19 protein-coding genes are annotated in these 26,251 nt (G+C 71.8%); 13 read left to right on the plus strand and 6 right to left on the minus strand.

From position 1 onward, the window contains the following. Nucleotides 1–19: 19 nt before the first annotated feature. Nucleotides 20–1,675 (minus strand): glycoside hydrolase family 27 protein, encoded by a 1,656-nt coding sequence (locus A4R25_RS03805; RefSeq protein ID WP_064445619.1) that lies wholly within the window; start codon nucleotides 1,673–1,675, stop codon nucleotides 20–22. Between the two features lie 643 nt (nucleotides 1,676–2,318). Here A4R25_RS03805 and araB point away from each other — a divergent pair. The 9 genes from araB to A4R25_RS03850 all read left to right on the plus strand — a co-directional run bounded on the left by araB (nucleotide 2,319) and on the right by A4R25_RS03850 (nucleotide 14,586). After that, nucleotides 2,319–3,992 carry a ribulokinase gene (gene araB / locus A4R25_RS03810; protein ID WP_064445620.1) on the plus strand — a complete coding sequence of 558 codons (1,674 nt, stop codon included), beginning with the start codon at nucleotides 2,319–2,321 and terminating at the stop codon, nucleotides 3,990–3,992. Next, nucleotides 3,989–4,660 carry an L-ribulose-5-phosphate 4-epimerase gene (locus A4R25_RS03815; protein WP_043323308.1) on the plus strand — a complete coding sequence of 224 codons (672 nt, stop codon included), beginning with the start codon at nucleotides 3,989–3,991 and terminating at the stop codon, nucleotides 4,658–4,660. The genes araB and A4R25_RS03815 overlap by 4 nt, the downstream gene beginning before the upstream one ends. A 96-nt stretch (nucleotides 4,661–4,756) precedes the next feature. Beyond that, nucleotides 4,757–5,752, plus strand: a complete 996-nt coding sequence (locus tag A4R25_RS03820; RefSeq protein WP_043323310.1) for an ABC transporter substrate-binding protein — start codon at nucleotides 4,757–4,759, stop codon at nucleotides 5,750–5,752. A 70-nt stretch (nucleotides 5,753–5,822) separates the two neighbouring features. After that, complete coding sequence (locus A4R25_RS03825; protein WP_043323312.1) at nucleotides 5,823–7,364, plus strand: sugar ABC transporter ATP-binding protein; 1,542 nt, start codon at nucleotides 5,823–5,825, stop codon at nucleotides 7,362–7,364. Beyond that, complete coding sequence (locus tag A4R25_RS03830; protein WP_043323315.1) at nucleotides 7,361–8,431, plus strand: ABC transporter permease; 1,071 nt, start codon at nucleotides 7,361–7,363, stop codon at nucleotides 8,429–8,431. The genes A4R25_RS03825 and A4R25_RS03830 overlap by 4 nt, the downstream gene beginning before the upstream one ends. Next, entirely contained in the window at nucleotides 8,428–9,420 is a 993-nt protein-coding gene (yjfF, locus tag A4R25_RS03835; RefSeq protein ID WP_043323316.1) for a galactofuranose ABC transporter, permease protein YjfF, read from the plus strand. The genes A4R25_RS03830 and yjfF overlap by 4 nt, the downstream gene beginning before the upstream one ends. A 26-nt stretch (nucleotides 9,421–9,446) precedes the next feature. Beyond that, nucleotides 9,447–10,949: an L-arabinose isomerase gene (gene araA / locus A4R25_RS03840; protein ID WP_064445621.1), complete on the plus strand. Its 1,503-nt coding sequence runs from the start codon at nucleotides 9,447–9,449 to the stop codon at nucleotides 10,947–10,949. A 247-nt stretch (nucleotides 10,950–11,196) separates the two neighbouring features. Then, the gene (locus tag A4R25_RS03845; RefSeq protein ID WP_231915421.1) at nucleotides 11,197–13,275 is read left to right on the plus strand and encodes an RICIN domain-containing protein; all 2,079 of its coding nucleotides are present in this window, start codon (nucleotides 11,197–11,199) and stop codon (nucleotides 13,273–13,275) included. 321 nt (nucleotides 13,276–13,596) lie between these two features. Next, on the plus strand, nucleotides 13,597–14,586 hold the full coding sequence (locus tag A4R25_RS03850) for a LacI family DNA-binding transcriptional regulator (protein ID WP_176722811.1): 990 nt from the start codon (nucleotides 13,597–13,599) through the stop codon (nucleotides 14,584–14,586). A gap of 124 nt (nucleotides 14,587–14,710) precedes the next feature. On the opposite strand, the gene A4R25_RS03855 is transcribed toward A4R25_RS03850, so the two are convergent. The 3 genes from A4R25_RS03855 to A4R25_RS03865 all read right to left on the minus strand — a co-directional run bounded on the left by A4R25_RS03855 (nucleotide 14,711) and on the right by A4R25_RS03865 (nucleotide 19,301). Then, nucleotides 14,711–17,467: a beta-L-arabinofuranosidase domain-containing protein gene (locus A4R25_RS03855; protein WP_064445622.1), complete on the minus strand. Its 2,757-nt coding sequence runs from the start codon at nucleotides 17,465–17,467 to the stop codon at nucleotides 14,711–14,713. Nucleotides 17,468–17,523: 56 nt separating this feature from the next. Continuing rightward, on the minus strand, nucleotides 17,524–18,906 hold the full coding sequence (locus tag A4R25_RS03860; protein WP_064445623.1) for a glycoside hydrolase family 43 protein: 1,383 nt from the start codon (nucleotides 18,904–18,906) through the stop codon (nucleotides 17,524–17,526). Between the two features lie 182 nt (nucleotides 18,907–19,088). Beyond that, nucleotides 19,089–19,301, minus strand: coding sequence for a hypothetical protein (locus A4R25_RS03865; protein WP_043323325.1), 213 nt, complete (start codon nucleotides 19,299–19,301; stop codon nucleotides 19,089–19,091). A gap of 166 nt (nucleotides 19,302–19,467) precedes the next feature. On the opposite strand from A4R25_RS03865, the gene A4R25_RS03870 reads away from it, so the two are divergent. After that, nucleotides 19,468–20,694, plus strand: coding sequence for a sensor histidine kinase (locus tag A4R25_RS03870; RefSeq protein WP_043323327.1), 1,227 nt, complete (start codon nucleotides 19,468–19,470; stop codon nucleotides 20,692–20,694). Next, a complete protein-coding gene (locus A4R25_RS03875; RefSeq protein WP_030499160.1) occupies nucleotides 20,682–21,338 on the plus strand; it encodes a response regulator transcription factor in 657 nt (218 codons plus the stop codon). Before A4R25_RS03870 ends, A4R25_RS03875 begins: the two co-directional genes overlap by 13 nt. 56 nt (nucleotides 21,339–21,394) lie before the next feature. Here A4R25_RS03875 and A4R25_RS03880 read toward each other — a convergent pair whose 3' ends face one another. Continuing rightward, a complete protein-coding gene (locus tag A4R25_RS03880) occupies nucleotides 21,395–22,561 on the minus strand; it encodes a serine hydrolase (RefSeq protein WP_064445624.1) in 1,167 nt (388 codons plus the stop codon). 235 nt (nucleotides 22,562–22,796) lie between these two features. Here A4R25_RS03880 and A4R25_RS03885 point away from each other — a divergent pair, with 235 nt between their 5' ends. Beyond that, nucleotides 22,797–23,267, plus strand: coding sequence for a hemerythrin domain-containing protein (locus tag A4R25_RS03885; protein ID WP_064445625.1), 471 nt, complete (start codon nucleotides 22,797–22,799; stop codon nucleotides 23,265–23,267). 51 nt (nucleotides 23,268–23,318) lie between these two features. On the opposite strand, the gene A4R25_RS03890 is transcribed toward A4R25_RS03885, so the two are convergent. Further along, nucleotides 23,319–24,176, minus strand: a complete 858-nt coding sequence (locus tag A4R25_RS03890) for a hypothetical protein (RefSeq protein WP_064445626.1) — start codon at nucleotides 24,174–24,176, stop codon at nucleotides 23,319–23,321. 350 nt (nucleotides 24,177–24,526) lie between these two features. Between A4R25_RS03890 and A4R25_RS03895 the strand changes: the two genes are divergently transcribed. Then, nucleotides 24,527–26,143, plus strand: coding sequence for a cellulose-binding domain-containing protein (locus tag A4R25_RS03895; protein WP_064446463.1), 1,617 nt, complete (start codon nucleotides 24,527–24,529; stop codon nucleotides 26,141–26,143). The last annotated feature ends 108 nt before the right edge of the window (nucleotides 26,144–26,251 follow it).

The following is a 26,251-nucleotide window of genomic DNA, read 5'->3' on the forward strand; positions in this document are numbered from 1 at the left end:
GTTCACCGGCCGCAGCCGCTCACGCCCGGCTCCACCGTTGGTTGGTGTTGCCGTGGCAGGTCCAGACGATCACCCGGGTGCCGTTGGCGGTGCCCGCGTTGTCGACGTCCAGGCACAGCGACGGGAAGCGTCCGTTGCTCACCGTGCCGTTGCCGTTGATGGTCCACTGCTGGTTGGTCCCGCCGTTGCAGTCCCAGATCTGCACCCGGGTGCCGGCGGTCGCGTTCGTCGGCACGTCCAGGCACTTGCCGAGCACCTGCAACGCCTGCCCGTTGGCGGTGAACTGCTGGTTGGCGTTGTTGTGGCAGTCCCAGATCAGCGTGCCGGTGCCGTTGGCGGTGCCGGCGTTGTCGACGTCCAGGCACCGGCCGGACGACTCGCTGCGCAGCCGGAACGTGGTCGGGACCGGTGGCGGGGTCGTGGTGCCGCCGCCGCTGACCCGGTAGACCACGGTGCCGTGGGCCGGGACGCTGGCGGAGATCGTGCCGCTGGTGCTGGAGGTGGCGTCGGTCCAGGCGTCGCGCAGCGTGAACGAGCTGCCGCTCTTGCCGATCGCCGCCGCCGTGGTGGAGACGGTGGTGGTCGAGCTGCCCTGGTTGAACAGGGCGACCGCCACGTCGCCGTTCGCCAGCGGCTTGGCCAGCACCCGCCGGGTGCCGTCGAAGGACACCTGGACCGCCTGACGGCCGAGCGTGTCCTGGTTGATCGCGACCAGGTTGGCGTTGCGCAGGATCGCCAGTGTGGCCGCGTTCGCCGAGCGTACGTCGTTGCCCATCATCAGCGGCGCCGCCAGCATCGACCAGAGCGCGAAGTGGCTGCGCATCTCGGTGTCGTTCATGCCCCCTCGGCCGACCTCCAGCATGTCCGGGTCGTTGAAACCGCCGGGGGCGGCGTACCCGGCCAGGGGCACCGTGACGTCGACGATGTTCTGGATGCCCATCGGGTAGCCGTTGGTCTGGCCGGTGTTCCACGCGTTGGTGATGTCCTCGGTGGTCCGCCAGAGGTTCGCCACGTCGCTCCAGTTGCGCTGCGGCCCGGTCTTGGCGTGGTAGCTGTTGGGGTTGATGCTGTAGACGATCGGCCGGCCGGTGGAGGCCAGCGCGTCGCGCATGATGCCGAACCGCGCCACCTGGTCGTTTATCGTCCCGGTGCCGGAGCACCAGTCGTACTTGAGGTAGTCCACGCCCCACGCGGCGAACTGCCGCGCGTCCTGGTACTCGTGGTTGAGGCTGCCGGTGGCGCCGGGGAACGCGCCGCCGACCTGGGCGCAGGTCTTGTCCAGCGGTACCTGGTAGATGCCGAACAGCAGGCCACGGGCGTGCAGGTAGTCACCGAGCGCCTTCATCCCGCTGGGAAACCGCTGCGGGTGCGCCTGGAGGTTGCCCTGCGCGTCCCGGTTCGGGTTGAACCAGCAGTCGTCCACGACGACGTACTTGTACCCGAGGTCGCGCAGTCCGTTGGCGACGATCGCGTCGGCGGTCTGCTGGATGAGGGTCTCGTTGATGTTGCAGCCGAACGTGTTCCAGGTGTTCCAACCCATCGGCGGCGTACGGGCGACGCCGTTGTCCAGCGCCCGGGCCGGGCGTGGGGCGACTGCCCCGTCGGTGACGGTGGCTGCGAGCGCCACCGCCGCGACACCCAGGACGGCGAGCGTCCGTCGGGTCCATCTGCGCACTGGGTCCTCCTCGGTGGCCGGGCGCCGTCCGTGCCGGTACCCGGAAGGGAGCGGCCCGCCGGTCGCACGGCGTCGCCCGTGGTCCACGGGGACGGACGCGGCACGGTAGTTCCACCAGGGCCGGTCGGTGCCGGCGGGCGCTCGTGGGTGGTGGGGTTCCGGCGGTCGACGGGGTCGCCGTCCGTCGCCGCCCGGCTGCGGCGCCGGGGTTTCCCGGACAGCGGCGCCACAGTGTGTGGGGATGGCGAAATGTTATCGCTGACATCAAACACTGTAAATAGCCTGGCGACCCTCGGGCGGCTTGCGGCGGCCTGCTGCCGAGGGTGCCGCGGCGAGAAAAAGAGCCGCTGAGCGGCCTTCTGGGCGGCCCCGCGGCGGCATCTGGGCCCTCGGGCCGGGGGAGTCGGGAACGCCGAGAGAATTTCCGGAAGTTCCATCGATTGTTGTCGCTAACAGGCCGTCTACCCGAGGTTCGACCGCGCCGTCGGCGTGGATCTCCCGGCCGGCGGCCGGGCCGGTCCGTGCGGGGCGGAGGACGCCGGTTCCGGGCGCCGCCGCTCGTTACGTAGCTGTTGCCCGGACGTGTCTTGACGGATGTGTATGTGAGCGCTAACACTAACTCCGTGACACGGCGGAGGTGCAAATGAGCGAAGTGGACGCGACCGACCGGTACGTGATCGGGGTCGACTTCGGCACGTTGTCCGGCCGGGCGTTGGTGGTCCGGGTCCGCGACGGCGCTGAACTCGGCACCGCGGTGCACGACTACCGGCACGGGGTCATCGAGACCGCGCTGCCCGACGACGGCCCGGCGTTGCCGCCGGACTGGGCGCTGCAGGACCCCGACGACTACCGCGACGTGCTGCGCCACGCCGTACCGGCAGCGCTCTCGGCGGCCGGCGTGGACCCGGCACTGGTGGTCGGGATCGGCATCGACTTCACCGCCTGCACGGTCCTGCCGACGCTCGCCGACGGCACGCCGCTGTGCGAGATCCCGGAGCTGCGCCACCGGCCGCACGCCTGGGTCAAGCTCTGGAAGCACCACGCCGCGCAGCCGCACGCCGACCGGATCAACGCGCTGGCGCACGAACGCGGCGAGCCGTGGATCGGCCGCTACGGCGGCAAGATCTCCGCGGAGTGGCAGTTCGCCAAGGGGCTGCAGATCCTGGACGAGGACCCGGAGATCTACCGGCGCGCCGATCGCTTCATCGAGGCGGCCGACTGGATCGTCTGGCAGCTGTGCGGCGTCGAGACGCGCAACGTCTGCACCGCCGGCTACAAGGGCATCCGGCAGGACGGCCGGTACCCGTCCCCGGACTACCTGGCCGCGCTCGACCCGGACTTCACCGACTTCGTCACCAAGCTGGACGGTCCGCTGCTGCCGCTGGGCGCGCGGGCCGGCGCGCTCGACGCCCGCGCCGCCGCCTGGACCGGCCTGCCCGCGGGCATCGCGGTCGCGGTCGGCAACGTCGACGCGCACGTCACCGCCGCCGCCGCCCAGGCGCTGCGGCCCGGCCGGCTGGTGGCCATCATGGGCACCTCCACCTGCCACGTGCTCAACGGCACCCACCCGGCCGAGGTGCCGGGCATGTGCGGCGTGGTCGACGGCGGCATCAGCCCCGGCGCCTGGGGCTTCGAGGCCGGGCAGAGCGGCGTGGGGGACATCTTCGGCTGGTTCGTGCGCCACGGCGCCCCGGCCGGATTCGACTCGCACGAGCGGCTCACCGAGGCCGCCGCGGCCCAGCCGGTCGGCGCGCACGGCCTGGTGGCGCTGGACTGGTGGAACGGCAACCGGTCGCTGCTGGTCAACCACGACCTGAGCGGGCTGATCATCGGGCTGACGCTGGCCACCCGGCCGCCGGACGTCTACCGGGCGCTGCTGGAGGCCACCGCGTACGGCACCCGGATGATCGTCGAGGCGTTCGCGCAGGCCGGAGTGCCGGTCGACGACCTGGTGGTGGCCGGCGGGCTCACCTCCAACCGGCTGCTGATGCAGATCTACGCCGACGTCACGAACCGGCCGCTGAGCATCATCGGCTCCGCCCAGGGGCCGGCGCTCGGCTCGGCCATCCACGCCGCGGTCGCGGCCGGCGAGTACCAGTCGATCCACGAGGCGTCCGCCGCGATGGGACGGATCGAGGAGGCGGTCTACCGGCCCGTACCGGAGAACGTCCGGGCGTACGACGCGCTCTACGCCGAGTACCGCGCGCTGCACGACCACTTCGGCCGCGGCGCGAACGACGTCATGCTGCGCCTGCGGGCGATCCGCAACGCGGCGGTCGACGCCCGCGCCGCCGCGCCCTTGGAGGTGGTCGGATGAACAGCCAGGTCGCCGAGCTGCGCGAGACGGTGGCCCGCCTGCACCGCGAGCTGACCCGCTACGGGCTGGTGGCCTGGACCGCCGGCAACGTCTCGGCCCGCGTACCCGGTCAGGACCTGATGGTCATCAAGCCCAGCGGCGTCGACTACGACGACCTGACCGCCGAGTCCATGGTGGTCTGCGACCTGAGCGGCACTGTCGTCGACGGCGGCGGCTCGCCGTCCAGCGACACCGCCGCGCACGCCTACGTCTACCGCGCGATGCCCGAGGTCGGCGGCGTGGTGCACACCCACAGCGGCTACGCCACCGCCTGGGCGGCCCGGGGCGAGGCGATCCCGTGCTGGCTGACCGCGCAGGCCGACGAGTTCGGCGGGGAGATCCCGGTCGGGCCGTTCGCGCTGATCGGCGGCGACGACATCGGCAAGGGGATCGTCAGCACGCTGTCCGGGCACCGCTCGCCCGCGGTGCTCATGCGCAACCACGGCGTGTTCACCATCGGCCGGGACGCCCGGGCGGCGGTCAAGGCCGCCGTGATGTGCGAGGACGTCGCCCGCACCGCGCACCTGGCCCGAGCGCTCGGGCAGCCGCTGCCGATCGCGCCGGCCGACATCGACTCGCTCTACGACCGTTACCAGAACGTCTACGGCCAACGCCCGCCGGCGCCCTGACCCCGGACCGGGCGCCGCGCACCCACCCCACCACCACACCCGGACGCACCGGCTCCCCGCCGCGCGTCCGGAACATCCAACCCCGGAGGAGAACCGATGAGTACCAGGAGCACGGCCCGCAGGGTCATCGCCGCGCTCGCCGGCGTGCTGCTCGCCGGCAGCATGGCGGCCTGCGGCAACAGCGACACCGGCGGCGATTCCGGTGACGGCAACGACAAGATCGTCCTGGGTTTCTCCCAGGTGGGCGCCGAGAGCGGCTGGCGCACCGCGAACACCACCTCGATCAAGGAAGCGGCCGCCGAGGCCGGCATCGAGCTGAAGTTCGACGACGCGCAGCAGAAGCAGGAGAACCAGATCAAGGCGATCCGCAACTTCATCCAGCAGAAGGTCGACGTGATCGCCTTCTCGCCGGTGGTGGAGTCGGGCTGGGACACCGTGCTCAAGGAGGCCAAGGACGCGAAGATCCCGGTCATCCTGACCGACCGCGCGGTCGACTCGGCCGACAAGTCGCTCTACAAGACGTTCCTCGGCTCGGACTTCGTCAAGGAGGGCCGCCTCGCCGGCGAGTGGCTGGTGGAGCAGAAGAAGGCGGCGTCCGGCCCGGTCAACATCGTCGAGCTGCAGGGCACCACCGGCTCGGCCCCGGCCAACGACCGGAAGAAGGGCTTCGCCGAGGCGATCGCCGCCAACCCCAACCTGAAGATCGTCGCGTCGCAGTCGGGTGACTTCACCCGGGCCGGCGGCAAGCAGGTCATGGAGCAGTTCCTCAAGGCCAACCCGAAGATCGACGTGCTCTTCGCGCACAACGACGACATGGGCCTGGGCGCGCTCGAGGCGATCAGCGCGGCGGGCAAGACGCCCGGCAAGGACATCACCATCATCACCGTCGACGCGGTGAAGGACGGCATGCAGGCCCTCGCGGACGGCAAGTTCAACTTCATCGCCGAGTGCAGCCCGCTGCTCGGCCCGCAGCTGATGGAGCTGGTCAAGAAGGTCAAGGCCGGCGAGGAGGTCCCCGCCCGGATCGAGACCGAGGAGACCACCTTCACCCAGGAGCAGGCCAAGGAGGCACTGCCCAACCGCAAGTACTGACCCACCCCGGGGGTCGCCGTCGCGAGACGGCGGCCCCCGTGCCACCACCGTCTAGAAGAGGTCCGATGGGATGACGGGTAACCGTCCGGTCCTGACCATGACCGGCATCAGCAAGACCTTCCCCGGGGTCCGCGCGCTGCACGACGTCGACTTTCGGCTGTTCCCGGGCGAGGTCCACGCCCTGATGGGTGAGAACGGCGCCGGCAAGTCCACCCTGATCAAGGTGCTGACCGGCGTCTACGGGACCGATGCGGGCGTCATCACCCTCGACGGCGAGCAGGTCTCGTTCAGCGGGCCGATGCAGGCCGCCGCGGCCGGCGTCAGCACCGTCTACCAGGAGGTCAACCTCTGCACCAACCTGTCGGTGGCGGAGAACGTCTTCATCGGCCGCGAGCCGCGCCGGCTCGGCGCGGTGCGCTGGGGCGAGATGCGCCGGCGGGCCCGCGACCTGCTGGCCCGGCTCGACCTCGACCTCGACGTCTCCGCGCCGCTGGGCACGTACTCGCTCGCGGTGCAGCAGATGGTCGCCATCGCCCGGGCGATCGACGTGCAGGCCCGGGTGTTGATCCTGGACGAGCCGACGTCCAGCCTGGACGCCGGCGAGGTGGCGCAGCTGTTCCGGATCATGCGCCAGCTCCGTGACGAGGGCATCGCGATCCTGTTCGTCACGCACTTCCTCGACCAGGTCTACGGCATCGCGGACCGCATCACGGTGTTGCGCAACGGCACGCTGGTGGGGGAGTACCGCACCGAGGAGCTGCCGCAGTTCAGCCTGGTCGAGAAGATGATCGGGCAGGAGCTGGACGTGCTGGAGCGGCTCGACGAGCAGCAGAAACGCGCCACCGTCGACACCGCGGACGAGGCCCCGCTGGTGGACGCCGACGGGCTGGGCCGGCGTGGCGCGGTCGCCCCGTTCAGCCTGCGCATCCACGCCGGTGAGGTGGTCGGCCTGGCCGGACTGCTCGGCTCCGGCCGTACCGAGGTGGCGCGGCTGATCTTCGGCGCGGACCGGGCCGACCACGGCCAGGTCCGGCTCGACGGCGGCCGGGCGCCGGTGCGCAACCCGATCCAGGCCATCGGCCAGGGCGTCGGCTTCTGCTCGGAGAACCGGCGGGCCGAGGGCATCGTCCCGGAGCTGACGGTCCGGGAGAACATGATCCTGGCGATGCAGGCCGCGCGCGGCTGGCTGCGTCCGATCCCGCGCCGCCGCCAGGACGAGCTGGTCCGCCGGTACGTCGAGGCGCTGAGCATCCGCCCGGCCAACCCGGAACTGCCGGTGCGCAACCTGTCCGGCGGCAACCAGCAGAAGGTGCTGCTGGCCCGCTGGCTCATCACCGAGCCGCGCCTGCTCATCCTGGACGAGCCGACCCGCGGCATCGACGTCGGCGCGAAGGCCGAGATCCAGAAGCTGGTGGTGCAGCTCTCCGACGGCGGCATGGCGGTGCTGTTCATCTCCGCCGAGCTGGAGGAGGTGCTGCGCCTGAGCCATCGGGTCGCGGTCATGCGCGACCGCGAGATGGTCGCCCAGCTCGACAACGACGACACGCTCGACGCCGACCGCGTCATGCGCACCATCGCCAGCGGCACCACGCGGAAGGAGGTGACCCGATGACCGCCGTCGCCGCCCGCCTCCGCCCGCTCACCGGCCACCGCCTGTTCTGGCCGGCGCTGGTGCTCGTGGTGATGCTCGCCGCGAACACCGTCTACCGTCCCGGCTTCCTCGCCGTCGAGGTCAAGAACGGCCACCTGTACGGCACGCCCATCGACATCCTGCGGCTGAGCGCGCCGCTGATCCTGGTCGCGCTCGGGATGACGCTCGTCATCGCCACCGGCGGCATCGACCTGTCCGTCGGGTCGCTCTGCGCCATCAGCGGCGCGATCGCCTGCCTGCACATCAGCGGGGCGGCCGACCAGAACAGCCCGGCCACGGTGGCCACCGCGCTGGCGCTGGCCTTCGGCGCCGCGCTGGTGCTCGGCGCGTGGAACGGCGTGCTCGTGGCGGTCATCGGCATCCAGCCGATCATCGCCACGCTGATCCTCATGGTGGCCGGCCGGGGCATCGCCCAGCTGGTCACCGAGGGGCAGATCATCACGATCAACTCCGGGCCGTACCGGGCGATCGGGCTCGGGCACTTCCTGACGCTGCCGCTGGCCATCCTGATCGCGCTCGCCGCCGCGCTGCTGGTGGCCGCGTTCACCCGGCGTACCGCGCTCGGCCTGATCGTCGAGTCGGTCGGCGGTAACGCCGAGGCCAGCCGGCTGGCCGGCATCCGGTCGCGGCGCATCGTCTTCCTCGTCTACGTGATCAGCGCCGCCTGCGCCGCGCTCGCCGGCTTCATGGTCACCGCGAACGTGTCCAGCGCCGACGGCAACGCCGCCGGCCTGTGGATCGAGCTCGACGCGATCCTGGCGGTCGTGATCGGCGGCACGTCGCTCGCCGGTGGCCGGTTCTCCCTCGGCGGCACCGTCCTCGGCGCGCTGATCATCCAGACCCTGACCACCACTGTGTACGCCATGAACATCTCGCCGCAGACGTCGCTGCTGTTCAAGGCGGTCGTCGTCATCGCCGTCTGCCTCGTGCAGGCCCCGGCGTTCCGCGCCCGGCTGCGCCGGCGGCGGCGCGGGACCGAGCCCGGGCCGGCGGCGCCGCAGCGGGAGAAGGAGCAGGTGCCGGCATGAGCAGCACGTCGTTGACCACCGGCCGCTCCTGGCGGCCCAGCCTGCCCCGGCGGCACGTCCCGGTGCTGGCGACGCTCGCCCTGCTGCTCGTCATGTACGGCATCGGCGTGTCCCAGTACCGCGCGTTCTCCAACATCCAGGTCGTCTTCAACGTCTTCATCGACAACGGCTTCCTGCTCGTGGTCGCGGTCGGCATGACGTTCGTGATCCTCACCGGCGGCATCGACCTGTCCGTCGGCTCGGTGGTCGCGATGACCGCGATGGTGTCGGCGTCGCTGCTGCGCGACGGCCTGCCCGCGGCGCTGGTGCTGGTCATCGCGCTGCTGATCGGCCCGACGCTGGGCTTCCTGATGGGCTGCGCGATCCACTTCTTCGAGATCCAGCCGTTCATCGTCACACTCGCCGGGATGTTCTTCGCCCGCGGCATGTGCACGTTCATCAGCGACTCCTCGATCTCCATCACCGACGGCTTCTGGACGTCGATGTCGCAGCAGCGCATCGGCGACCCGGCCGGCAACTTCGTCTCGATCAGTGTGCTCATCGCGTTCGCGGTGGTGCTGATCGCGGCGTACGTGCTGGCGTACACCCGGTTCGGCCGCAACGTGTACGCGGTCGGCGGCAACGCGCAGTCGGCGCTGCTGATGGGCCTGCCGGTGGCGCGGACCCGGATCGCCGTCTACACGATCAGCGGGCTCTGCTCGGCCATCGGCGGGATCCTGCTGTCGTTCTACACGCTCTCCGGCGCGCCGCTGATCGCCGTCGGGATGGAGCTGGACGTGATCGCGGCTGTGGTGATCGGCGGCACCGTGCTCACCGGCGGTTCCGGGTACGTCTTCGGCACCGTGCTCGGCGTGCTGGTGCTCGGCGTGATCCAGACCCTGATCACGTTCGACGGCAGCCTCAACTCCTGGTGGACCAAGATCGTGATCGGCGGGCTGCTCTTCGCGTTCATCCTCCTCCAGCGCCTCATCGGCATCCGGTTCAAGTGACGGTTCCTAGCGCGGAAGGCAACAACATGGCAACTCACCCCCAGCCCGAGGTCTGGTTCCTCACCGGCAGCCAGGGCCTCTACGGCGAGGACACCCTGCGGCAGGTCGCCGAGCAGTCCCGGCAGATCGCCGCGCGCCTGGACTCCTCGCCGGACATCCCCGTCCGCGTGGTCTGGAAGCCGGTCCTCACCTCCAGCGCGGACATCCTGGCGGTGTGCCGGGACGCGGCCGTGCAGGGCGCGGTCGGGGTGATCGCCTGGATGCACACGTTCTCCCCGGCCAAGATGTGGATCGCCGGGCTGGACGCGCTACGGACGCCGCTGCTGCACCTGCACACGCAGGCGAACGTGGCGCTGCCGTGGGACGAGATCGACATGGACTTCATGAACCTCAACCAGGCCGCGCACGGCGACCGGGAGTTCGGGTTCGTCCAGACCCGGCTCGGGGTGGCCCGCAAGACCGTCGCCGGCCACGTCACCGACCCGCGCGTCGTCGGCCGGGTCGCGGCCTGGGCCCGGGCCGCCGTCGGCTGGTCGGCGCTGCGGACGCTGCGGCTGGCGCGCTTCGGCGACAACATGCGCGACGTCGCGGTCACCGAGGGGGACAAGGTCGAGGCGGAGCTGCGCTTCGGCGTATCGGTGAACACCTACGGCGTCAACGACCTCGTCGCGGCCGTCGACCAGGTGGCGGACGCGCAGGTGGACGACCTGGTCAAGGAGTACGACGACACCTTCCGGGTGGCGCCGGAGCTGCGGCCCGGCGGGGACCGGCACGACTCGCTGCGGTACGCGGCGCGCCAGGAGCTGGGCCTGCGCGCGTTCCTGGAGGCCGGCGGGTTCCGGGCGTTCACCACGAACTTCGAGGACCTCGGCGGGCTGCGCCAGCTTCCCGGGATCGCGGTGCAGCGCCTGATGGCCGACGGCTACGGCTTCGGCGGCGAGGGCGACTGGAAGACCTCGGTGCTGGTGCACACGCTCAAGGCGATGGCCGTCGGGGTGCCGGGCGGCACCTCGTTCATGGAGGACTACACCTACGACCTGACGTTCGGCCAGGAGCTGATCCTCGGCGCGCACATGCTGGAGGTGTGCCCGAGCATCGCCGCCGACGTGCCGAGCGCGCAGGTGCATCCGCTGAGCATCGGCGGGCGGGAGGACCCGGTGCGCCTGGTCTTCGACGCCGCCCCCGGCCCGGCCGTGGTGCTGGGCATGGCGGACATGGGGGAGCGGTTCCGGCTGGTGGCCAACGCGGTGGACGTGGTGCCGCCGCCGCACCCGCTGCGCCGGCTGCCGGTGGCGCGCGCGGTCTGGCGTCCGCAGCCCGACCTGGCCGGCTCGGCGGAGGCGTGGATCACCGCGGGCGCGCCGCACCACACCGTGCTCTCCCAGGCCGTCGGCGTGGAGGAGCTGCGCGACCTGGCGGCGATGGCCCGGACCGAGCTGGTGGTCATCGACGCGGAGACGCGCCCGCACCGCTTCGCCGACGAGCTGCGCTGGAACCAGGCGTACTACCGGCTCGCCCGGGGCTTCTGAACCCACTCGCCGCCCGCCGCGCCGACCCCGCGTGGCGGGCGGCGTGTTACGCCTTGACGAACGCCATGTTATCGCTCACAGTCGATGGATAGGGTCACCGGCACCGCTCGCGGGCCGTTCCGGGCGCGATCTGCGCCGCAGTTGCCAGGGATCCGACTCCCGCCTGGGTGGGCATCGCTGTTAGCGATAACGCCGACGTCGTCGGCGCGCGTCGCCGTGCCCGGGCTCCGGTCGACGAAGGAGGATCATGGTGACGGCTCGACTGTCCCGTGGACGTGGACGCCTGTCCCGGCTGCTGGCCGGGGTGGTGGCGCTGCTTGTCGGTGGCGTGGTGGTGGGCGCCGTGCCCGCGCCCGTCTCCGCGGCCACCGTGGACACCAGCGCGTACTACGTGCTGGTGAACCGCAACAGCGGCAAGGCGCTGGACCTGTACAACCAGGCGACGAACGACGGCGCGCGAATCACCCAGTGGACGCGCAACGACGGCGCCTGGCAGCAGTGGCAGTTCGTGGACTCCGGCGGTGGCTACTACCGGCTGCGCTCCCGGCACTCGGGCAAGGTGCTGGACGTGACCGGCGCGTCCACCGCCAACGGGGCCGCGGTGGTCCAGTGGACCGACCACGGCGGCACCAACCAGCAGTTCCGGCTGGCCGACTCCGACAGCGGGTACGTCCGGCTGATCAACCGGAACTCGAACAAGGTGATGGAGGTGCAGAACGCCTCCACCGCCGACGGCGGCAACATCGTCCAGTACGACGACTGGAACGGCGCGAACCAGCAGTGGCAGCTGGTGCGGGTCGGCGGCAACCCGGGTGACCCGGGCACGCCGAGCGGCAACTTCACCAACCCGGCGGTCTGGCAGGACTTCGCCGACGTCGACATCATCCGGGTCGGCGACGTCTACTACATGTCCGCCTCCACCATGCACTACTCGCCCGGCGCGCCGGTGCTGCGCTCCTGGGACCTGGTGAACTGGGAGTTCGCCGGGCACTCGGTGCCGCGGCTGGAGTTCGGCACCAAGTACGACCTGAGCGCCAGCGAGCAGGCGTACGTGGACGGCATCTGGGCGTCGACGCTGAACTACCGGCCGAGCAACCGCACGTTCTACTGGGCCGGGTGCATCGATTTCGCGCAGACCCACATCTACACCGCCACCGCCGTGGACGGCGCGTGGAGCCGCCTCGCCACCATACCCAACTGCTACTACGACGCCGGCATGCTGATCGACGACAACGACACCATGTACGTCGCGTACGGCAACGGCACGATCAGCGTGGCCCAGCTCTCCGCCGACGGGCGCAGCCAGGTGCGGGCGCAGCAGGTCTACCAGACGCCGTCGAGCATCGGCACGCTGGAGGGGGCGCGCTTCTACAAGCGCAACGGCGCGTACTACATCTGGCTGACCCGGCCGGCCAACGGCCAGTACGTGCTGAAGTCCACGAACGGCCCGTTCGGCCCGTACGAGCAGCGGCAGGTGCTGCTGAACCTGCCCGGCCCGATCTCCGGTGGCGGCGTGCCGCACCAGGGCGGGCTGGTGCAGACGCAGACCGGCGCCTGGTACTACATGGCGTTCACCGACGCCTACCCGGGCGGCCGGATGCCGACGCTGGCGCCGATCACCTGGACCTCCGACGGCTGGCCGCAGCTGCAGACCGTCAACGGGGCCTGGGGCGCGAGCTACCCCAACCCGCTGCCGACCCGCCCGGTCAAGCCGCTCACCGGCACCGACACGTTCTCCGGCACCACGCTCGGCCCGCAGTACGAGTGGAACCACAACCCGGACAACAGCAGGTGGTCGGTGAACAACGGCCTGCGCCTGCAGACCGCCACCGTCACGAACGACCTGTACCGGGCCCGCAACACGCTCACCCACCGCATCCAGGGTCCGACCTCGACCGGCACCATCGAGCTGGACTACTCGACCATGCGCGACGGTGACCGGGCCGGCCTGGCGATGCTGCGGGACAGTTCGGCCTGGATCGGCGTACGGCGGGACAACGGCGCGACCCGGGTGGTGATGACAAACGGTCTGACCATGGGCTCGAACTGGAACACCACGAGCACCGGGACGGAGATCGCCGGCGCGGCGGTGTCCGGCGGGCGGATCTGGTTGCGGGCCAACGCCGACATCCGGCCCGGCTCCGGACGGCAGGCGCGGTTCTCCTACAGCACCGACGGGGTGAACTTCGTGTCGCTGGGCAACGCGCTGACGCTCAACAACGCGTGGCAGTTCTTCATGGGCTACCGGTTCGGCTTCTTCAACTACGCCACGCAATCGCTTGGCGGCGCGGTGACGGTGCGGCAGTTCTCGCTGACGACACCGTGACAACGGTCACCATTCGCGGCCGTTGACACATCTTCCATAGCCCGGGGTGCGGCTCCGGCAATCGCCGGAAATGCCGCACCCCGGGCCCAATTCCACCCGCTCCGAGCTGCCTGTTCGTGCCGCTGCGCAACGGAAGGGAATGAGCCGCCTGTCGATTCCGCGATAATCGGCGCGCCACGGTGGGAACGGTCGATCTGCGGTAGCGATACCGATGGGACCGCTGGCGTAGACTGTCGCCACCCGGGACGGTCCGGTCGAGATCGACCGGGTGTGGCCGCCGCGGGCAGTGGCGAAAGTGAGGTGGCCGTGCGCGGTCCTGCGATGACGGACGTGGCTCGCCTCGCCGGGGTTTCGCACCAGACGGTCTCCCGGGTGCTCAACGGGCATCCCAACGTGCGTGAACAGACCCGGCTGCGGGTCCAGGCCGCCATCACCGAGCTCGGCTACCGGCCCAACCGCGCGGCCCGCGCGCTGGTGACCGGCCGTTCCCAGGTGATCGGCGTGGTCGCGCAGAACACCACGCTGTACGGCCCGGCGTCGCTGCTGGCCGCGCTGGAGCAGACCGCCGCCGAGGCGGGTTTCGCGGTGAGCGTCGGCAGCGTCCGCGACCTCGACCACCGTTCCATCTCGGCGGCGGTGGAGCGGCACCTGGCGCACCGGGTGGCCGGCATAGTGGTGATCGCGCCCGTCGAGTCGGCCGGGGAGGCGCTGGAACGGCTGCCCCACGACGTGCCGCTGGTGACAGTCGACGGCGATCCCCGGCGGCCGATCCCGCTGGTCACCGTCGACCAGGTCGCCGGCGCCCGGGCCGCCACCGAGCACCTTCTCGCCGCCGGGCACCGCACCGTCTGGCACGTGTCCGGCCCGTCGGACTGGTTCGACAGCGCCGGCCGGATCGAGGGGTGGCGCGAGGCGTTGCGGCAGGCGGGCGCCGAGGTTCCGCCGCTGGTCCCGGCGGACTGGTCCGCTGCCGCGGGTTACCGGTGCGGGCAGATGCTGGCCCGGATGCCGGAGGTCACCGCGGTCTTCACGGCGAACGACCACCTGGCGCTGGGCGTGCTGCGCGCGTTGCACGAGCACGGCCGCCGTGTACCGGACGACATCAGCGTCGTCGGGTTCGACGACGTGCCGGAGGCGGCGTACTTCATTCCGCCGCTGACCACGGTGCGGCCCGACTTCACGGCGGTGGCCGCGGCGAGCCTGGACCTTCTGCTGGCCCAGATCGAGTCGGAGTCGGCAGGCCCGCTGCGCCAGACCATCGCCCCGACGCTGGTCCCGCGCCGAAGCGTGGGCCCACCCCCCACCCGCTGACCCACCCGGCGTCCCACCCGCCCTCGCCGATCTTGCACTTCGCGCCCGCAGGATGTCCGGTTGGCGAACTTCGCGGGGGCCGAAAGCGCAAGATCGGCGAGCTGTGGCGGCGGGGGTGGTTGGGTCAGAGGAAGCGCCAGCGCTGGTGGGCGGCGCCGGTGTCGTCGGCGAGGACAGCCTGCGCGCCCTGGGCGCCGGAGCCGCCGCTGAGACCGAGGACGCGGCCCCCGTTCGCGCCCTGGATCCGGAACCAGCCGCCGCCGCCGTGCCGCAGCCGCCACCTGTGGTCGGCGGCGCCGTTGTCGGCCCACTGGACGATCCGGGCGCCGGCCGCTGTCGAGGCGCCCTCGACGCCCAGCACCTTGCCGCTGTTGCCGTTGCGCAGCCGCAGGTAGCCGCCGGTGTCCACGAGCGCGGTCCAGAGGTGGTCGGCGGTCCCGGTGTCGCCCCACTGGATGACCGGCCCGCCGTCGGCGGTGGACATGTTCTGCACGCCGAGCACCAGCCCGCTGCCGAGGTTCTGGATCCGCCGCGCGCCGTTGGGCAGGAACCGCCACTGGTTGTCCAGGCTGCCGTTGTCCGGGTCCTGCACGGCGAACGCGCCCTGCGCGGTCGAGCCGCCGGAGATGCCGAGCAGCTTGCCGGTGTGCACGTTGCGCAGCTTGTGGCTGCCGTCGCCGACGTCGACGACGGCCCAGAGATGGTCGGCGGTGCCGTTGTCCGCCCACTGCAGGATCCGGGCACCGTCGGCGGTGGACATGTTCTCCACGCCCAGCACCTTGCCGCTGTTGACGTTGCGCAGCCGTAGCGCCGACCCGTCGACCACGAGCTGCCAGTCGTGGTCGGCGGTGCCGGTGTCACCCCACTGCAGCGCGAGCCCGCCGTCTGCGGTGGACATGTTCTGGATCCCGAGCACCAGACCGCTCGCCGCGTTCGCCAGCCGGAAACTCGCCTCGCCGCCGCCACCACTGCCCGTGCCGACCCGCCAGTAGACCGTGTAGTTGTGCCCGTGGGCGTCGTAGAACGGGCCGAGGTTGACGGTGGCGCCGTCGGCCCGGGCGGTGAACGCGAGACTGCCCGTGCCGGTACGGGTGACCGAGGCCGGGTCCAGCGTCGGCAGCGCGCTCAGCGTGGTGTTGCCGTAGTTGCCGGAGAGCACCACCGGCCCGTACGTGATCGCGGCGACCGCGGCGTCGTCGTTGGCGGCCACCGTCGCCACCCGCATCGGCAGCCGGACCGTTACCGTGTCGCCGGAGGTCCAGTCGCGGGTCAGGACGGCGTAGCTCCCGGGCGTGGTGGCGATGCCCGCCGCGACGCCGTTGACGCTGACGCTCGCCCCGGCGGCCCACGCCGGGATCCGGATCCGCATCGTCCACGACCCGCTCACCGAGCCGGTGACGGTCAGCGTCGTGGTGTCGCCGACCGGGTACGAGGTGGCCTGGGTGACGGTGATGCCGCGCTGGCTCCAGGTGAGCACCGAGGGCATGAACAGGTTGACGGTCAGCGTGGTGCCGTTGTGGAAGTAGATCGCGTCGGCGAGCGTGGTGTTGGTCTCCAGCCCGGTGCCCTGACAGCACCAGAAGGAGTTGTAGTCGGTGCTCCAGGTGCCGCCGCCCCACGCCGGGCCGACACCGCGCCGCCCGCCCGGGTTGAGCGGGGTGAAGTACGTGACGTGACCGTGCGCGTCGGCCGGGTTCTGCTGGCCGATCATGTGGTTGAGCAGCGCGCGTTCGTAGAAGTCGACGTACGCGACCCGGTCCGGGTCGAGCTGCCACAGCTCCCGGGTCAGCTTGAGCATGTTGTACGTGTTGCACGCCTCGCACGTGTCGTTGCGCAGGTAGCCGGCGATCGCGTTCGGGGCACGGAAGTGCTCGGCCTGGCTGTTGCCGCCGATGGCGTACGTGTGCGCGCCGACGGTGATGGCCCACGCGTTGGTGGCGATGTCCCGGTAGCGGGTGACGCCTGTGGCCTTGTACTCCCGGGCCGCGCCGATCCACTTGGGCACCTGCGTGTTGGCGTGCAGCCCGTTGAGCTGGTCGGAGTTGGCGGCGAGCGGGTTGAACACGGCGGCGTGGTCGAACCGCTGCGCGACGGTCAGCCACCGCCCGTCGCCGGTCTGCTGGTAGAGGTCGGTCAGCACCGCGTTCATGCCGCCGAACTCGGTGCCGAGCATGGCCTGCATCTGGGCCGAGGTGAGCCGGCCGGTGCGCTGGTCGACCCAGCCGGCCAGCGCCAGCAGCACGTCCCGGGCCTGGGTGCTGCCGATCAGCCGCCACACGTCCAGCAGCCCGGCCAGCGTCTTGTGGATGCAGTAGTAGGGGACGTTGCCGTTGCTGAGCGTCCGGGCCTCCAGCGCGGCGAAGTCGGACTCCGGGAAGCCGGACAGGTAGCCGGCGCTGAACCCGGCCGCGCCGTTGTTGGCCTGGCAGCGGGCCAGCTCGGCGACCATGGTGAGCGCCTTGTCCCGGCAGGTGGTGTCGCCGAGCACCGCCCACGCCTGCGCCCAGGCGGTCAGGAAGTGACCCTGCATGTGGGTGCGGAACGGGAAGTTCGGCGCGTCCCAGCCACCGTTGGCGGCGGCGCCGCCGGTGGACAGGCGGTGGTTGGCCCGGAAGTTGTAGAGCAGCCGGTTGACGTCCACGAAGCGCAGGTACGCCACTGTGCGGTTCTCGTTGTCCTGCCACCGGCTCGCGGTCAGCCGGACCTGGCCCGGGTCGAACGCGTACGCGGACACGCCGATGTCGGGGCGAGCCGGTGGCAGCGCGGCGTGCGCCGTACCGCCTGCGGTGACGGACCCGGCAGCGGCGCCGGCGGTCGCCGCGACGGCGGTGGCGCCGGTGGCGCGGAGCAGGAATCGGCGGTTCACCAGGGGAGCGGGCATGGACGGCCTCCGTGGCGGGGGACGGTGGTGGCGGGGACGGTGGTGGTGGGGAACGGCTACGCGGTGACCCGGAAGGTGGCGTCCTGCCGGTCGACCGCGGGGGAGCCGGCGCCGAGCGGGTCGATGCGCAGCCGGTAGTCGTAGTGCCGCAGGTAACGGGTGGGGTAGTTGTACGAGCGGAACGACGACCAGGTGGCGTCGGCCAGGCCGGCGGTGCGGTGGAAGGTGGCGTCGGCGCGGAACGTGGCGGTGCCGTCGTTCGGGTCCAGCCGGACCGCGTAGTCGTAGTGCCGCAGGTAGTTGCCGGGGTAGTTGACCGACTCGAACGAGAAGCCGGTGGCGTCGGCAAGACCGGGGATCATCCGCCACATCTGGTCCTGGTACGGGTCGAACGGGTACGCGTCGACGCGGGCGATCCGGTCGGCGTGCCGCACGTAGCGGTCGGGGAAGTTCGACGACTTGAGCCGGACCCAGTTCGGCGTGCCCCAGCGGTTGACCAGCCCGGCGTACTCGGCGTCGGTGATGCCGATCATCGAGCCGTGTTTGGAGTTCAGCGGCGGTGTGTAGTCCCGCTGGTTCAGCGGCGTCCACGAGTTGCCGGAGATGGTCGTCGTGGACCAGGCGTAGTAGTCGTTGTTGACCGGGCTGAACGAGTCGCCCCACAGCCGCCAGCCGCCCTCGTTCGTGCGCAGCAGCAGCGGCGCCTCGATCGCGTTGCCCTGCCGCAGCCCGCTGGTGTACGTGGTGAAGCTGTTCGGCGCGGCGGTGGTGGAGCGGGCGCCGTAGAGATATCCGTCGTCGAGGTTCTTGTAGTAGAGGTACGTGGTGCCGCCGTCGACCACCACGTCGCCGTCGAGCACGCCGAAGGCGGGGCTGAAGTAGACCTGCGGTGCGCTGACGGTGCGGAAGTCGCTGGTGTAGTTGACCAGGAACACGTCCCGGCCGTTGTTGGCGGAGTAGACGATGGCGTACTGCCCGCGGGCGGCGTCCCAGAACGCGGTTGGCGCCCAGGTGTGGGTGTCGAGCGTGTGCATGCGGATGCGGCGGTAGCCGGTGAACGCGGTCAGGTCGGCCGAGTCCCACACGTGCAGGTACTGGCTGGTCAGCCCCCAGTTGGTGCCCTTGAGGTCGGTGGCCAGCACCACGAACGTGCCGTCGGTTCTGCGCAGCACGAACGGGTCGCGCAGGCCGAGCTGCCCGGCGGTCGGGGTGACCACCGGGTTGTTCTGGTTCAGCGGAGTCCAGTTCAGCCCGTCCCGGCTGACGGCCAGGTGCAGGCCGTAGTCGGCGCCGAGGCCGTTCGGCGTCTCGGTGAAGTAGGCCATCGCGTAGGCGGTGTTCGCCGCCGCGAACGCGCCGCGGGGCAGGCTGAGCGCGCCGGAGGCGGCGGCAGCCGCGGACAGGGCGCCGACTGTGAACGCGCGTCGGGTCAGGGGCACGACGGGGGCCTTTCTCTGCGGTGGAGATGACGGCCGCGTTAACGCTAACAATGCCCCTTAGCCTGGCGTTCATATAGCTGACTGTCAATCGATTCGCAGCGCTGACGCGAACGCCGCAGGGCGGGCCGCTCGTTCTCGCGGCCCGCCCTGCGGCGGCTGTCCGGCGCCCGGCCGGCGACGGATCAGCGGTTGCGGTAGTGGTCGACGGCAAGCGTCCCACCGCTCAGCAGCGCCAGCGCGCCGAAGGCGGAACCGGCCCACGGGTTGCCGACGACGCTCGACAGCACCACGTTCGCGGCCACGCTCACGATGAGCACCAGCCAGAGCAGCGGGCGCATCCGGGTAATCGACGACGGGGCGGCGGCGGTCTCGGCGGTACGGTCCAGGTCGTTCACGGCTGCCTCCTCGATGATTTCTGCTACCACCGACAGTAGGGACGGGAGCGGCCGGTAACGATCCCGCCAGCACGACAGTCGTGGTACAGCAGGCTGTACTTTCCGCGCCCGGGCCTGCCGGGCGGCGACAGCGGTGACCTATCGTTTCGCCCGGGGGTGGGCCGGGATGGAGTACGTGCGGAGGCGGTTCCGCGTGGCGGTGGCCGCTCTGGAGCACCTCGTCGGCGGGCTGGGCACCGCAGTGCTGGCCCTGGGCACGCTGCTCGGGACGCTCGTCGTCGCGGCGGCGTGCGTCGGCGGGGTCGGGCTGCTGCTCGTACCCGGACTGCTCCAGGCCGTGCGGTCGGTGGCCGACCGCGAGCGCGCCCGGCTGTCCCGGTGGGGGACGCCGATCCCGGCGCCCGGCCCGGTCCCGGCCGGGGTGCGCGCGGCGCTGCGCGACCCGGTGGTACGGCGGGAGCTGCGCTGGGTGGCCGTCCACGGGACGCTCGGCTTCGGGGCCGGGCTGCTCGCGCTGGTGCTGCCGATCTACGCCGTGCAGGACATGACGTTCCCGCTCTGGTACCGGCTGGTGCCGCCGGAGGCCGGCGCGCCCGGCATCGGCTGGTGGCACATCGACGGGCTCGGCGACGCGCTCGCGGTCGCCGTGCTCGGAGTCGGCTGGCTGCTTCTCGCGGTCACGACCGGCCCGGCGCTCGCGCGGATCCAGGCCCGGCCGGGCCGGCGGCTGCTGCCCCCGCCGCCCGGGTTCGACCTGTCGCTGCGCGTCGCCGAACTCACCGCCACCCGGGCCGCGGCGCTCGACGCGCACGCGGTGGAGCTGCGCCGGATCGAGCGTTCGCTGCACGACGGCACCCAGAACCGGCTGGTCGCGGTGAACGTGCTGCTCGGCGCCGCCCGGCGGGCGGTGCGCCGCGATCCGGACCGCGCCGACGAGATCCTGGAACGCGCGCAGGACGCGGCCGAGCAGGCGCTCGGCGAGCTGCGTACGGTGGTGCGCGGCATCCTGCCGCCGGTGCTCGGCGACCGGGGACTGGCCGGGGCGCTCGCCGGACTCGCGGCGGAGTGCGCGGTGCCGTGCCGCCTGTCGGTGGACGTCGACGTGCGCTGCGCGGCCTCGGTGGAGGCCACCGCGTACTTCGTGGTGGCCGAGGCGCTCACGAACGTGGTCCGGCACAGCGGCGCGGACGGCGTCGAGGTCGTCGTGCGCCGGGAACGGGACCGGCTGCTGGTGACCATCACCGACGATGGGCGCGGGGACGCCGACGAGACGCGCGGCTCGGGGCTGACCGGCATCCGCCGGCGGGTCGAGGCGTACGACGGGCGGATGACGCTCACCAGTCCACCGGGAGGACCGACGAGGATGCACGTGGAGCTGCCATGCGGATCGTGATCGCCGAGGACGACGCGCTGCTGCGCGAGGGGCTGGCGCTGCTGCTGCGCGCCGAGGACCTGGACGTGGTGGCCACCGCCGGCACGCCGGGGGAGTTCCTGACCGCTGTCGACGAGCACCGGCCGGACGTGGCGATCGTCGACGTGCGGATGCCACCCACCCACACCGACGAGGGCATCGTCGCCGCGGTCGAGGCCCGCCGCCGCCGTCCCGGTCTCGCGGTGCTGGTCCTGTCCGCGTACGTCGAGCAGGCGTTCGCCACCGAGCTGTTCGCGGTCGGCGCCTCCGGGCTCGGCTACCTGCTCAAGGAGCGGGTGGGCCGGGTCGAGGAGTTCCTCGCCGCGCTGCACCGCGTCGCGGGCGGCGGCAGCGTGATCGACCCCGAGGTGGTCGGGCAACTGCTCGCCCGCAACCGGCGGCCGGACACCGCGCTGGCCGAGCTGTCGCCGCGTGAGCACGAGGTGCTGGCGCTGATGGCCGAAGGGCTGGGCAACGGCGCGATCGCCGAGCGGTTGTTCGTCACCGAGGGCGCTGTGCACAAGCACATCCGCAGCATCTTCGCCAAGCTGAGCCTGCCGCCGGACGACCGCGCCGACCGCCGGGTCACCGCGGTGCTGCGTTACCTCGACGACGGCCGCCGGTAGCGCACACGCACGCGCGCCGCCTCGCGGTGAGGCGGCGCGCGGACGGGTCGGCCGGATCAGCGGCGGGTGCCGCACAGGGCCGCGTCGACGGTGCTGGTGACCGCCTCCAGCATCTCCAGGCTGGTCGGCAGCGCGGTCACCGCGACCACGGCGCTGCGCCCGTCGGTGGTGGACAGGTTGCGCGTCTCGAAGCCCTGGATGTCGCCGCCGTGCCCCCAGGCGTGGCCGCCGCAGGGCAGCTCGTGCCGGGCGATGCCCAGGCCGTACTCCCACACCCCGTTGGGCTCGAAGTCGGGCGCCGGCACCGTGCGCGTCAGCGCCGCCTGCTGGGCCGGCTTGAGCAGCTTGCCCGCCAGCAGCGCCTCGAAGAACGTGCGCAGGTCCGACGGCGTGGAGACGAGCTGACCGGCGGCCCAGCCCAGCGACGGGTCCATCCGGGTCACGTCGACCCACGGCGCGCCCGGCTCCACCGCCACGTATCCGCGCGGCAGGCGGCCCGGCAGGTCCTGCTCGCCGGTCTGCGGCCAGTACGTGTCACGCAGCCGCAGCGGCTCGATGATCCGCCGGGTGATCTCCTCACCCACCGGACGCTTGGCGACCCGCTCGATGATCAGCCCGGCCAGCACGAAGTTGGTGTTGCTGTACTCCCACTTCTGACCCGGCGGGAAGCGCCGCGACTGGGTGAGCGCCTCGTCCAGCAGCCGGCGCGGGTCGAAGTAGTCGCTGCGGCGGTCCACCAGATCCTGCGCCTCGCTGAACACGACCTCGTCGTAGTCGGGCAGGCCGCTGGTCTGCTGCAGCAGCTGGCGTACGGTGATCCGCCGCCCGTCGTTGCCGTTGGCGCGCACCATCCCGGGCAGGTAGCGCTCGACGGTGGCGTCGAGGTCGATGCGGCCCTCGCCGACGAGCTGGAGGACGACCACCGCGGTGAACGTCTTGGTGTTGCTGCCCACGCGCACCCGGGCGTCGCGGGGGATCGCGGCGCCGGTGCGCAGGTCACCCACGCCCGCGGTGTAGTCGCGCACCCGGCCGTCGCGGCGTACGGAGGCCAGCACCCCGGGGAAGCCGTGCTCGGTGACCAGGCCGTCCAGTCGCGTCTGGACGGCGTCGGCGGCGGGACGCCGGGCGTCGGTGGTCGTGGCGGACGCGGCGGGCACACCGAGCGCGGTGACGGTCAGCAGGGCCGTGGCGCCGACGGCCATCGGGAGGGTACGGCGGGTCATGGGAACTCCTCGACGGAGGTGAACGGGTACGGGCTCAAGCCTCGCCAGAACCGGTCCCGCGTTCCATCCCACCAGCTACCGGGCCGGGGTAGCGCTGGCACTACTTGATCGCTCCCGGCGTCGCCGGTTAGGCTCCGCGCAGCGTCGCGTGCCGGTGGCAGACCGTGTCAGGCATGGAGGCGCCGGATCGAAGGGAGCACGACGATGACACTCGTCGTCCCTTCGCCCTCGCCACGTGGCTGAGGGCGAACAGACCAGGCTGGTGGCCTGGAGCCGGGAGATGCGCGCCGTCCACGAGCGGCTGCGCGAGGCGCTTGAGGTGACCCGGCGGGCGCTCGCCGCCGGTGAGCCGGCACGGCCCGCGACACGGGACCTGCTGCTGTTCTGCCACGGGTTCTGCGCGGCGCTGACCGCGCATCACGAGGGCGAGGACCGCAGTCTCTTCCCGGCGGTCGCGACGCGCCATCCGGAGCTGCGCGAGACGCTGGACCGGCTGCGACAGGACCACTCGATGATCGGGTACCTGCTGGCCGGGCTGGGTGCGGCGGTGGCTCGCGACGCCCCGCCCGACGAGCTGGCCCGGCACCTGGAGGGCGTTGCGGCGATCATGGAGTCGCACTTCCGGTACGAGGAGCGGCAGCTTCTTTCGGTGCTGGAGACGCTGGCGCTGGACGCCGACCCGGCCGACGTCCTCGGACCGCTGTGACCCCGGGTCGCGGCCCGGCGGGATGCGCGCCGCCGGGCCGCGACCGGGCGTTCAGTTCAGGCCGCAGGTGGCCAGCGCGTCCAGGTTCGGGCGCTGCGCGCCGACCCGGTTGAACGCGATCTCGATGCGGTCGAGCGCCGCGACGCGCTTGCTGCGCAGCGGCCCGAGGATCGCGTTGTCGATGAAGGCCGGTCCGCCTTCGGGGCGCACCGCGAGCTGGGCGAGGCGGGCGTTCGCCTCGGCGATCTGCTTGTCCAGCGTGGCCAGTTCGGCCTGCACCTGGCTCGCGGCCGCCGCCGGGACGGCAGGCAGCGCGACGCGCGGGCAGTTGACCGTCCGGGCCGATCCGGCCGCGTTGCCGTTCTGGCCGCCGTTGTTCCCGTTCTGGCCCCCGGCGTTGCCGTTCTGACCGCCCGCGTTGCCGTTCTGGCCGCCGGCGTTCTGGCCGGCGCCGCCGTTGACGGCGCTCGGCACGCCCGGGGCGTTGAGCGAGCAGGCCGCCAGCGCGTCCAGGTCCGGGCGCGGCGCGCCGATCCGGTTGAACGCGATCTCGATGCGGTCGAGCACGGCGACGCGCTTGCTGCGCAGCGGGCCGAGGATGGCGTTGTCGATGAACGCCGGTCCGCCCTCGGGGCGTACCGCCTGCCGCGCCAGCCGCTCGTTCTGCCGGGCGATCTCCTGGTCCAGGTTGGCCAGTTCCCGCTCCACCTGGGCCGATGCCGCCGCCGGTACGGCCGGCAGCTTGTCGCGTACCGTCGGGCAGTTCACGGTCTGCGCGGCGGCGGTGGTGGCCGGGCGGTTGTTCTCGCCCGCCGACGCCAGTTGCAGCCCACCGGCGAACAACAGCGCCGCGAGGGCGCCCACCCCGCCGAGCTTCAGGACCGCGGTCTTGCGCGTACCCCTGGCCATGCACCTCTCCTCTGGTTGACCGGGAGGGTGCGGCGGCTGCCGCGCCGTCTCCACGGTGCGAAGTGACGACTGGAGGAATCGTGCTCGTGCCCGCTCCGGCATCGCGGTTCCGGCCGATGTTCCGGTCGGCAGTGGATACGGACGGCGGCGCGAGATCGTTCAGCGCACCCCCGGATGTTTGACCGCATCGACGTCCGTCGTTAGGCTGCGCTGAAAGCGCTTACTGCGCGGGAGACGTGAGCGTTCGGCATGACACGGACGTCCGGGCGACAAGGCCCGCCCCTGACACCGACCGGGCATCGGTGCCGGTAGCGGCGTGGGCACCGCACCACCACCCGGAGGAGACCATCATGATCAACCGACACCGTCGTACGGTGTTGTGGACATCGGCCGCGGCGACGGCGGCGCTCGCCGCGTCCGGCCTGGCCGTCGGCGCGACCGCCGCCCAGGCGGCCGCCGGCTGCCGCGTCGACTACGCCGTCACCGCGCAGTGGGGCGGCGGCTTCACCGCCAACGTCAACCTGACGAACCTCGGCGACCCGCTCAACGGATGGGCCGTCACCTGGACGTTCGCCGCCGGGCAGACCGTCGCCCAGGCGTGGGGCGCCGAGATCACCGCCAGCGGCGCGTCGGTGCGGGCCGCCAACGTCAGCTACAACGGCAGCCTCGGCACCAACGCGAGCACGTCGTTCGGCTTCAACGGCACCTGGAACGACAGCAGCAACCCGGTCCCGGCCGCGTTCGCCGTCAACGGCGTCACCTGCACCGGCGGCGTCACCCCCACCACCGGCACGCCGCCGACCAGCGCCCCGCCGAGCAGCCCGCCCCCGAGCACCCCGCCGCCGACGACGCCGCCACCGACCACGCCGCCGCCGGTCGGCGGGGCGATCTACGCCGCGCCGAACGGCACCGCCGGGGCGGCCGGCACCCAGGCCAGCCCCACCACCATCGCCGCGGCGATCACCCGCGTCGGCGCCGGCGGCACGATCTACCTGCGCGGCGGCACCTACAACCTGTCCCAGACGGTCACCGTCGCCGCCGGCAACAACGGCACGTCGAGCGCCCGCAAGAACCTGTACGCCTACCCGGGCGAGACGCCGATCCTGAACTTCTCGGCGATGAGCGAGGACCCGGCCAACCGGGGGCTGGCGCTGAACGCCTCGTACTGGCACGTGCGCGGGCTCGTGGTGGAGCGCGCCGGTGACAACGGCATCTTCGTCGGCGGCAGCAACAACATCATCGAGCGGACGGTGACCCGCTTCAACCGCGACACCGGGCTGCAACTGTCCCGGATCGCCTCCAGCACGCCCCGCGACCAGTGGCCGGCCAACAACCTGATGGTCAGCGTGGAGTCGCACGACAACGCCGACTCCGACGGCGAGGACGCCGACGGCTTCGCGGCCAAGCTCACAGTGGGCGGTGGCAACGTCTTCCGGTACGCGGTGTCGCACCACAACATCGACGACGGGTGGGACCTCTACACCAAGTCCGACACCGGCGCGATCGGTCCGGTGACCATTGAAGACTCCCTCGCATACAGCAACGGCACGCTCAGCAACGGCACCCAGAACGGCAACGGCGACCGCAACGGCTTCAAGCTCGGCGGTGAGGACATCGCCGTCAACCACACCGTGCGGCGCACCATCGCGTACCGCAACGGCAAGCACGGCTTCACGTACAACCGGAATCCGGGCACGATGACGATCTCGAACAACCTGAGCATCGACAGCACCGAACGGAACTTCTCGTTCGACGCCGGCACCTCGGTCTACCGGAACAACACCTCCTGCCGCTTCGCCGGCAGCGGATCGAACGACAGGACCGTCGGGAACGTGGACGGCTCGAACCAGTTCTGGTCCGGCTCCAACGGTTCCCGCTGCGCCACGTACTCCGGTGCCCTGGCCTGGTCCTTCGCCGGCGACGGCCGCCTCACGGTGACCCTAGGCGGCCGCCAGGTCTCGCTCTGACCCAGGCACCCCACCGGGTTGATCATGAGGTTGGCGGCCGGATCGGAGATCGACAACGCCGTCAACCTCATGATCGACCGGGTCGGGGCCGGGGTGGGGGAGGGGAGA

It is taken from the genome of Micromonospora sp. NBRC 110037 (genome assembly GCF_001652995.1).
Taxonomy (GTDB): domain Bacteria; phylum Actinomycetota; class Actinomycetes; order Mycobacteriales; family Micromonosporaceae; genus Micromonospora; species Micromonospora chalcea.